This window comes from Streptomyces sp. NPDC001027, assembly GCF_040299045.1.
Lineage (GTDB): Bacteria > Actinomycetota > Actinomycetes > Streptomycetales > Streptomycetaceae > Streptomyces.
Genome location: NZ_JBEPBI010000304.1, coordinates 1 through 8,209, shown reverse-complemented (window position 1 = coordinate 8,209; position 8,209 = coordinate 1). Strand labels below are relative to the sequence as shown.

The window sequence follows — 8,209 nt, the reverse complement described above, 5'->3', positions numbered from 1 at the left end:
TCAAGAGCCCGATCGACTACGAACACGACTACTGGGCCAGCCTTGGTGAGGGGCTGGCTGCATAGGAAGGTCTCCACGATTCGAGGGGATTGACAAGTACGCCGCCCTCGTCGTGGGAATGTCGGCGCCCGTTCTGCTCACCCAACTCAGCCGCATCCAGACGGTGAATGAGGCCCTGACAGGCCCCCGCCAGCCAGCCGGAGGAGCGGAGCCGGCCGCACAAGCCATGCCACCTGCATCCGCGACTGCCATGGATGCGGCCACCTCCAACGAAACCGGAAGCCCGGAGCCCCCGGGAGTCGGGGCCGCCGCGGCGCCGTCCGCTGCTCTGCCCGGGCCGGACGACAGGCCGGCGCCTGCCTCCTCCACGGCTGCAGCTTGGCACTCGGTTTCCGCCGAAGACCCGACACATCCAGCTCGGTTGCCGTCTTCCTCCAGACCGGCTGCCGCGGCAGCGGAGGCTCGTGCAGCGGACCCAGCCGTCCCCGGCAGGCTTCCGGCGGACCGAACACAGCCTCCGCAACCCGCATGCCCTGCGGACACTTCCCCGCCCGCCACCGCAGCCGAAGCAGCGGGCTCCGGCTTCGACGAGCAGGGCACGCCGCGATGGCGGCGAGGGATGACAGCCGGGGAGGAGGGAGCGTGAACAGCGTTCCTGTACATCTGCTGAGCGAAGACCGCACGGAGTACGAGCAGATCCTCGCCGAAACAATCCGTGCGGCCCCACAGCATCCGGACCTGGCCGCCATCGGCGAACGGCTCAGCCCAGAACAACTGCGCACCATGGCGCTCAACGCCACCGCAATCATCACAGCGGCCGCAGCAACCGAATACCAGTACTACGTGAAGGTCCGCGAAGACCTTCGTCAGGCACCGCCCCCGCACCGCCCCCAGCGTCCGACGGCCGGCCGTGCCCCCACCCAGCCTCGCATTGCCGACCGCCCGAACATCACTGACCGCCGCGCCCCGACAGTGGGACGGCGACTCGCCGCAGCCCTTCTCGGCGCCGACCAGGCGGGCGGGCACCGGATCAGCGACAGCACAACCCCGCAGCAGTGGACCAGGCTGCCCTACAGCCGCCGTCTGCTGGCCGCCCTGCTGGGACTGCGGGTACGCCCGGCAGCACCGATGAAGACACCCGCACCACCACAGACCCCCAAGCGGCAGACAGCGGGCACGTCCATGTCCAGCCGTGACACACCCCGCCCCGACAGCGCCGATACAGACGCAGCCCACGGGTGCGCTGTCTCTCCCCTGCTCGCATCGATTTTCTCCGGAACTGCCACCACGGTTCTCCTCCTCATCAGCCTCGCCCTGAACGTGATCACCACCGAGTCCGCGCTCGCTCGGACCGCGCTCACCGCCGGATGGGTGTGCGGGGCAGTGACACTCGCCCTGACCGTCGCCGGCGCCATTGACCGACAGCGCACCGCCCTACGCGACCGCGCCCGGACCACCGCGGAGGCTGCCCGCTACCACGAACTGCGCCAGGAAGTGATGCGGGCCAAAGAAGCCTGGCGCAACTCACTCCGGGAACACGGCATCATGCCCTTCCTGCGGGCGGCGCTGGCCAGTCCCGCCACACACTCCACACGCCCGAGTGCCTCCGCCCCTCCCGCCGGCCGCATTCCCCACCTCGGCTATGGCCGCCCAACCGGGCTCGGTGACGGCCCCGACCCCGCTCCCACCCCACGCCCGAAGTACACCAGCCCCGACTACTCCAGCCCGGATTTCACAGGCCCGGAACACCAGCCGGAGTGACACAGCCTGCCACCACTTGATCTCCTCGCAGAGGTAGCAGATCCGCTGACGTTCGGGCAACCGGCCCTGCGGCGAGTTTGACGGGGATCGCCAAGGAGACGGCTCTGAACGGAAGACGAGCGCGGCAGGTCCGGGCACTTCGCTGGGATTCGGCCAGACCTGAGACCACGAGGAAGAAGACGGTCTGCCTCCACTTCCCTGACCGTGCCAGAAGGACAGCCCCCCACACGCAGGGAAGGGACTCCACCGCCCTGCCCGACTACGACTGGCTTGAGAAGAGACCTCCACGCGTGGGGACGGGGCAACAAGCTGCTGCGTACTCTGCCGAACGAGAGACCCCCACGTCGTAGGGAAGGGACACGACATCGCGCAGGAAGAGGCGGGAATCCAGGGACGGACCCCTATGCGTAGGGAAACGGCGGAGCCGACATCATCCCGCAGTGCGATAGACCCCGCTTGTGAGGACAGGGCAGCTCCCCACGGTACGAAAGCAACGGCGGCAAGGAGAGACCCCCACGTGTGGGGACGGAACGCGTGCGGGTGCAGGCCCGGCACCTTCTCCCATGGAAAGACTCCCACGAGAGCCCGAGCCCCGACAGCCATTCACGGCGGAACGCTCTTCCCCGAAGGTCTTCGCCCGCCCGACACGCCAGAGGCTCTGGCGGGAGCAGCCGCGCCCTCGTGCACGCGCACCAGCGGTTGCCGTTGTTTCTCTCGGCCACCCGAGGCAAAGCACCATGTGCGAGCATCCACCGGCACATTGAGCAGCAAACCATCTCCTCTGACGGCGTACGTCAGAGCACTCCCGAGACGCATCCCTTCCCGGCGTGAACTATGGGGCCCTTCCGTAAGAGTCCCGCTACAGTGCCACAGTGGACCGGCGCAGCTCTCATGACGACAGCGGTCTGCCTCGTGAGGACGGGCAGGCCACGATATGGGAGCCCCCTGCTCCGCCCGCGACTGACCTGCCCTTTGCCGTCGCCCTGCTCGCCCTCGGTTCCGCACGTGGCCTGGGCTCCAAGGGCTTGCGTGCGCTGGTCGGCGAGCATCGCGAGCAACTCGGCCGAGTGTGGGACCTTCCGGCTGGCCAGCTGTCCGCCGAGCTCGCCCGTACGAAGGTCCCCTCGGCAGCCAAGATCGCAGACGAGATCAACACACACCGCGCCCAACTGCTGCAGGCCGCTCGAGCCCAGGCCGATGAACTCGCCCGGCGCGGCGTCCGGATCATCAGCCTTTCCACCCTGCCTGACCGGCTCGCAGAACTCCCGGGCGGACCCTTGTGGCTGTTCGTCCAGGGCGACCCCAGCGCCCTGTACGAGGGACCTCACGCCGCGCTCGTCGGGACCCGCGACGCCACCCGTGAAGGAGTTCGCGCCACCGAGGCAGCCGTGCGGACCATGGCCGCCTATCCGATCACTCTGGTGTCCGGACTCGCCAACGGGATCGACGCGGCCGCACACCAGGCGGCCCTGCGTGACGGCGTGCGCAACGTCGCCTTCCTCGGCCATGGAATCGACATAGTCTTCCCCGCCGAGACCGCCGACATCCGTGCCCAGATCATCCACACCGGCGGAGCGGTGGCCAGCGAGTACCTCCCCGGCGAGCACTACCGCAAGGCCCAGTTCGTCCAGCGAAACCGCCTCCAGGCAGGACTCGCCGACTTCGTCGTCGCCGCAGAGGGCCGGCGCACCGGCGGAACCGCCCACACCGTCCGGTTCGCGACTGCCTACCACCGCCCGGTCGTCGGCTTCACCTGGCCCGGCGCCGGCGATCTGATCGACCTGATCGACGCCGAACCCACCGGCCAGCTGATCGACATCTTCACCCGGGCCGGACGCCGCACCTTCGACACCTTGTGCCGCAGCACCGCCGACGCCTACGGACACACGACCTACGGCCTGAGCCTGGTCGAGCTCCAGCTCAACCGCGAGGCGGAACTGCGCTGCCTCCCTCCCGAGGACCTGCAACGGCTACAGCAGCGCCTGGACGCACTGCTGAGCCAGAAAGACGGTGGACATGGCCGCTAAAGCCGTCATCTTCGACTACAAGACCCTTCTCCTGCCGCACGGCACCCCTGCAGCAGCCCACGCCGCCGTGCTGCTGCACAGCATCGCCGAGCGAGGGCTGAAGTGGTGCATCTTTCTCCACCGACCCCCTCTCGGTAGACCAGCAGGAGCGGATACGGCAGCTCGGCTATCCCGCCCCGACCCTGATCGTCGACCAGTCCCACATACCCAGCGGCAAACGACGCGGCTCACCCGACTGGACCGACACCGTCACCACCACCCTCGCTCTGCAGCGGCACGAACTGCTGTACATCGGCTGCACCGCCATGGACTGGCGCACCGCCATCAACTCCGGCGTCATGTACCAACACGCCGCCTGGGCAGCCCCGATGCCCGCAGGGACCACCTCACTCGTCGCCCGGACACCTGCGGAGGTGGACAGCTTCCTCAAGATGTTCCTCTCCGGCGAACCCGGCTGGTCCCACCGCACCGATCAGGGCAACTGGTCGCTGCGCTCCCTGCTGCCCGCCAGCGCACGGCTCCCATCGACACAGCCCGGCCCCACCTTCAGGCTCCAGGACGTCTTCACCTACAACAGGGCTGTGAAGATCGGCGACGCGGACGCACGAAGCCTTCTCATGCTCTTCGTCATCGCCAACGCCTACATGGAAGGCCTGATCCCCGCCAACCCCTTCTTCTGCGTCTACCCCAGCAGCACAAGCGGCAAGGTCAGCGAACAACTGCAGACCTACCTCGACAAGGCGGCGAAACTCTTCCACGGCTACTACCGCGAGGATCTTCTCGTCCGCGCCGTCGACGCCCCGGACACCAGCCTGGAGCGGTGGAAAGCCGGACAAGGACAGCCCGCCAAGACCGTCACCATTGCCACCCAGGCCCAGACCGTGCACCTGGGACCCAAATACCGCGGCCGACTCGGCACAAAGACCGTCGTCGTCCTCGACGACTTCACGACCCACGGCATGTCCCTGGAATGGGCCCGCATCCTGCTGACCGCAGCCGGAGCTCAGCGGATCGTCATGCTCACGGTCGGCAAATACGGCAGTCGGCACACCCGCTACGAACTCAAAGATCCCAGCGCTCTCGCTCCGTACCAGCTCAACTCCCTTACCGCCGACAGCTTCAACGCGACACAGTTGAGCCCTGACTCCGATCCACACGCCCAGGACCGCCTATGCCAGCGGATTGCAGCCGCTCTTGACACATCACAAGCCTGACATTGTGCGCCGCATCTGCCACACCGCCAGGAACCCCCGGCTCATCGCTGACTGAGCGTGAGGGTGCGCCCCTTGACGCACTCGGGTGAGTTACGTCCTGTACAAGACACGCCTCGGTCAGCGCGGCCCGGCTGGGGGCTCTACCGGCCACATGCGCAGTCGGCGAGATCCTCCCCGCACACGCATGAGGACGGCCTCCAAATCGCGCGGTTCATCCTGCCCTTCGACAGAACGCTACTCGGGCGGGGGAGGTCTGCACACCAGTGCTGCTGCTCGGGGTCCCGGGCTCGGACCGCCCTTTGCCTGGAAGTGGAAAGGGGCCTGCGCATAGTCGGCTGGGGGCACTGATCGGAGACTGCCCCCACTTGTGTGGGGACGATGCGCCGTCTCTGGACGGCGACACGGCCTGGCAGGACAGACCCCACGCGTGGGGACGGGACCGACACGGAGACCGAAGTCGGTGTCACGAAGGCGGAGGGACCCCCACGTACGGGGACGGGGCCCTTGTCCACCAGGGCGGATGCTTCTGCCTGCAGAGAATTTTACAGTTCTTCGTTCGGCAGCGAGGGATTTCCTCTTCGGTACCGAACGCCGTCGGGCGGTGAAGCGCAGCCAGTGACGGCGTCCGGTGTTCATGAGCTGGGCGGCGGCGGAGAACAGGCGCATGCGGAGATTCGTCGGTTCCCAGCGGCGGGTTTGGCCGGTCAGGCCAAGAAACGGCATCCAGGCGAGAAGGCCGAGCGCGAGGGAACGATCTCCAGCGCAACTCGACTCCACTCAACTCAGGGCAGTCCTGAGCCTCCACCGATCCCGGAGCGGTTCAGTCCGGCAAACCCGGATCACGAACGTCGCCCAAGCCGCCTCACCCTCCAACTGGCCGGTGCCGCACTGCTCGCCCCCCCCCCGCCGAGCCCTGGCCAGGGACGGTCTACCGGCCGTGAGGAGCGGAGCCGCCGTAGGCCCCTTGCGTTCGGTCGACAGCCGCCGTCGCTGTGCCGTCTTCGGCTGGGGTGTTGAGGGCCTGTCGGTGGCGTTGTGTGACGGAGTCGGGGCCGAAGAGGAGGGCGTTGGGGGTGAAGTGCGGGGCGGCGAGGTGGCGTTCGAGGGCGGGGAGGTAGTTCCAGCGGATGCCTGGGTGGGCGGAGTGGGCGTAGTGGTGGAGGTCGCCGTAGGGGAGCCAGGTGAGTGCGGCGAGGGTGGTGAGGGTGCGGTTGGTGGGGTAGAGGCGTAGGCAGCGTCCGGCTTCGACCCAGGCGGGGGAGCCGGTGCGGGGGTCGGGGTCGAACCAGGTGTGTTCGTTGATGAGGCTGAGCCAGGCGAACTGCGGGTACAGCAGGAGGCGGGGTATGAGTACTCCGGCGAGGAGGGCCGGCCAGCCGCCGATCGTGTAGGCGAGCGCGGGTGTCGCTGCCGCACCTGCCAGGCGGTGCCAGCGTCCGCTGCGTTGGGAGAGGTTGCGTCCGATCTCTCGGACGGTCGTCATCGCCCCGGTGGGGGTGAGGGGGAAGATCAGGGCCCGCAGGAAGCGGGTGGGTGCGACGCCGGGGCGGAGTCCGGCTGCCTGGAGTTCGGCGAGGTTGGGGTCGGTGTCCAGGGTGGCGTTGGGGTGGTGGTCGCGTACGTGCTTGTCGCGGCGGACGGCGGCGGGGGCCAGGGCGAGCGGGTGGTGGGCGAAGACCTCGGCGAGCAGGAGGTTGGCGTGACGGCCGCGGGCGAGGACGCCGTGGACCGCGAAGTGGCTGATCTCCTGGAGGTGGCGGAAGTGCACGGCTATGGCGAGCGCGCAGACCGTCGCGCCGAGCAAGTTCTGGGCGGCCAGGAGCCACCATCCGCTGATCTGTGTCCACTGGCCGACGAGCAGCAGCGTGGGGGTGAGGTTGTTGGAGCGGATGCGCTGGAGCGCGATCAGCTCGGTGGAGCCGGCGGTGTGCGGGCGGGCGCGGCGGAAGTGGATCCGGTCGATCTGCCGGAGGGCGGTGCCCAGGACGAGCAGGGCGATGCACAGCAGCATGGACAGTCCCCGGGGCAGGCGGAAGGCGGGGCGGTCCGCCCGCACACGACTGTCACGAAAAGTAGTCTAGTTAACTAGCTCGTACTGCTGTGCGAGGTAATTCTGGCTGGAAGTGATCTACGGGGTGGTTACAGCCGGTCGACGGTCTCTGCCGCGCGGTCGCTGGTCCAGCTCTGGCCGTCGAGCATGGGGCGTGCGACGGACTCGTAGGTCTGCAGGGTCATGGCGGCGGAGTCGGTGCCGTGGCCCCAGACGGATTCGAAGCGCCCGATCCACCGTTCGATGCCCTTGAAGTAGACCGAGGAGCGGCCTGTGGAGTAGTCGGCGTCGCCTTGTTCCTCCTCCACCAGGGCGGCGGCCGAGGCGATGATGATGACGTCCACGGCCTGGTCGGCGCGCAGGCGGTCCCGTACGGCGAGGCCGCAGGTGACGCCCATCTGCCGGTGGAGGGTGATGAGTTCGAGCAGGTTGCGAGCGTATGCCTCGTTGATCAGGTCGGCGCGGTAGCAGATGAACAGGCGCTGGACGGTACCCCCTGCCTCCAGCAGGCGGCGGTTGGCGGCGAGGTACTCGCGGCGCTGGGTGAGCAGAGAGGGGTTGGTGGTCAGGTCGGCGGCGAGGATGCGCAACGGGTCGGTTCGGGAGTCGACAAGGGTCTTGAGCAGCAGGACGGACAGGCGCGGAACCTCGGTGGCGTAGACGCGCAGGTGTCCGTCGGCGATCTCGCCGTAGTCGGAGATGAGTTCCCGTTCGAGCTGATTGCGGATCAGGTCGTAAAAGCGGGCGTCGTCCATGGCGTGGATGTTGTTCGTCCTTCGGAGAGTGATGTAACGGCGGCGCAGCCAGAGGTGGTTGGCCGTCAGGGCGATGACGAGCACGGTCTCGATGATCAGCAGGGCATTCTTGACGCCGGCTCTGTCGTTGACCCAGGCGACGACGGGCACGGCTATACCCGCGATACCGATGACGGCGTTGAGGACCGGGGAAGCCAGCCAGTCCCTCGCCCGGCGCACCGGATCCGCTTGTGCTGTGCTCATGACGTGTGTGCCCCCTGGGTGAACCGGTGCGTCCTGCGGTCGTGATGCCTGGTGAGTGCGGTGGTGCGGTTACGAGCCCGGTGCGCGGGAGATGCTCAGCGGGATCTCGTAGGTGATGTCCCACTCGTCGGCCGGGATCAGCAGGTCCGCCGTCTCCAC

At 68.0% G+C, this 8,209-nt stretch carries 5 protein-coding genes; 3 read left to right on the top strand and 2 right to left on the bottom strand.

The window, feature by feature from the left end; genetic code table 11:
* Positions 1-642: 642 nt before the first annotated feature.
* The 3 genes from ABT300_RS38775 (at position 643) to ABT300_RS38765 (ending at position 5,002) form a co-directional block, all read left to right on the top strand.
* A complete protein-coding gene (locus ABT300_RS38775; RefSeq protein ID WP_351686306.1) occupies positions 643-1,761 on the top strand; it encodes a hypothetical protein in 1,119 nt (372 codons plus the stop codon).
* Positions 1,762-2,633: 872 nt separating this feature from the next.
* Positions 2,634-3,788, top strand: coding sequence for a DNA-processing protein DprA (locus tag ABT300_RS38770; protein ID WP_351686304.1), 1,155 nt, complete (start codon positions 2,634-2,636; stop codon positions 3,786-3,788).
* Positions 3,789-4,093: 305 nt separating this feature from the next.
* Positions 4,094-5,002 carry a hypothetical protein gene (locus ABT300_RS38765; RefSeq protein WP_351686302.1) on the top strand — a complete coding sequence of 303 codons (909 nt, stop codon included), beginning with the start codon at positions 4,094-4,096 and terminating at the stop codon, positions 5,000-5,002.
* 928 nt (positions 5,003-5,930) lie between these two features.
* Here the strand turns inward: ABT300_RS38765 and ABT300_RS38755 are convergent.
* Together ABT300_RS38755 and ABT300_RS38750 are read right to left on the bottom strand one after the other, a co-directional pair.
* Positions 5,931-7,013 (bottom strand): fatty acid desaturase, encoded by a 1,083-nt coding sequence (locus tag ABT300_RS38755; RefSeq protein ID WP_351686300.1) that lies wholly within the window; start codon positions 7,011-7,013, stop codon positions 5,931-5,933.
* Positions 7,014-7,141: 128 nt separating this feature from the next.
* Complete coding sequence (locus tag ABT300_RS38750; RefSeq protein WP_351686298.1) at positions 7,142-8,050, bottom strand: hypothetical protein; 909 nt, start codon at positions 8,048-8,050, stop codon at positions 7,142-7,144.
* Positions 8,051-8,209: the final 159 nt, after the last annotated feature.

What these genes read in the sequence shown, in the direction of transcription:
- ABT300_RS38765 (WP_351686302.1), top strand. Translation starts at nt 4,094, where the DNA reads ATGGACTGGCGCACCGCCATCAACTCCGGCGTCATGTACCAACACGCC.
- ABT300_RS38755 (WP_351686300.1), bottom strand. Translation starts at nt 7,013, where the DNA reads ATGCTGCTGTGCATCGCCCTGCTCGTCCTGGGCACCGCCCTCCGGCAG.
- ABT300_RS38750 (WP_351686298.1), bottom strand. Translation starts at nt 8,050, where the DNA reads ATGAGCACAGCACAAGCGGATCCGGTGCGCCGGGCGAGGGACTGGCTG.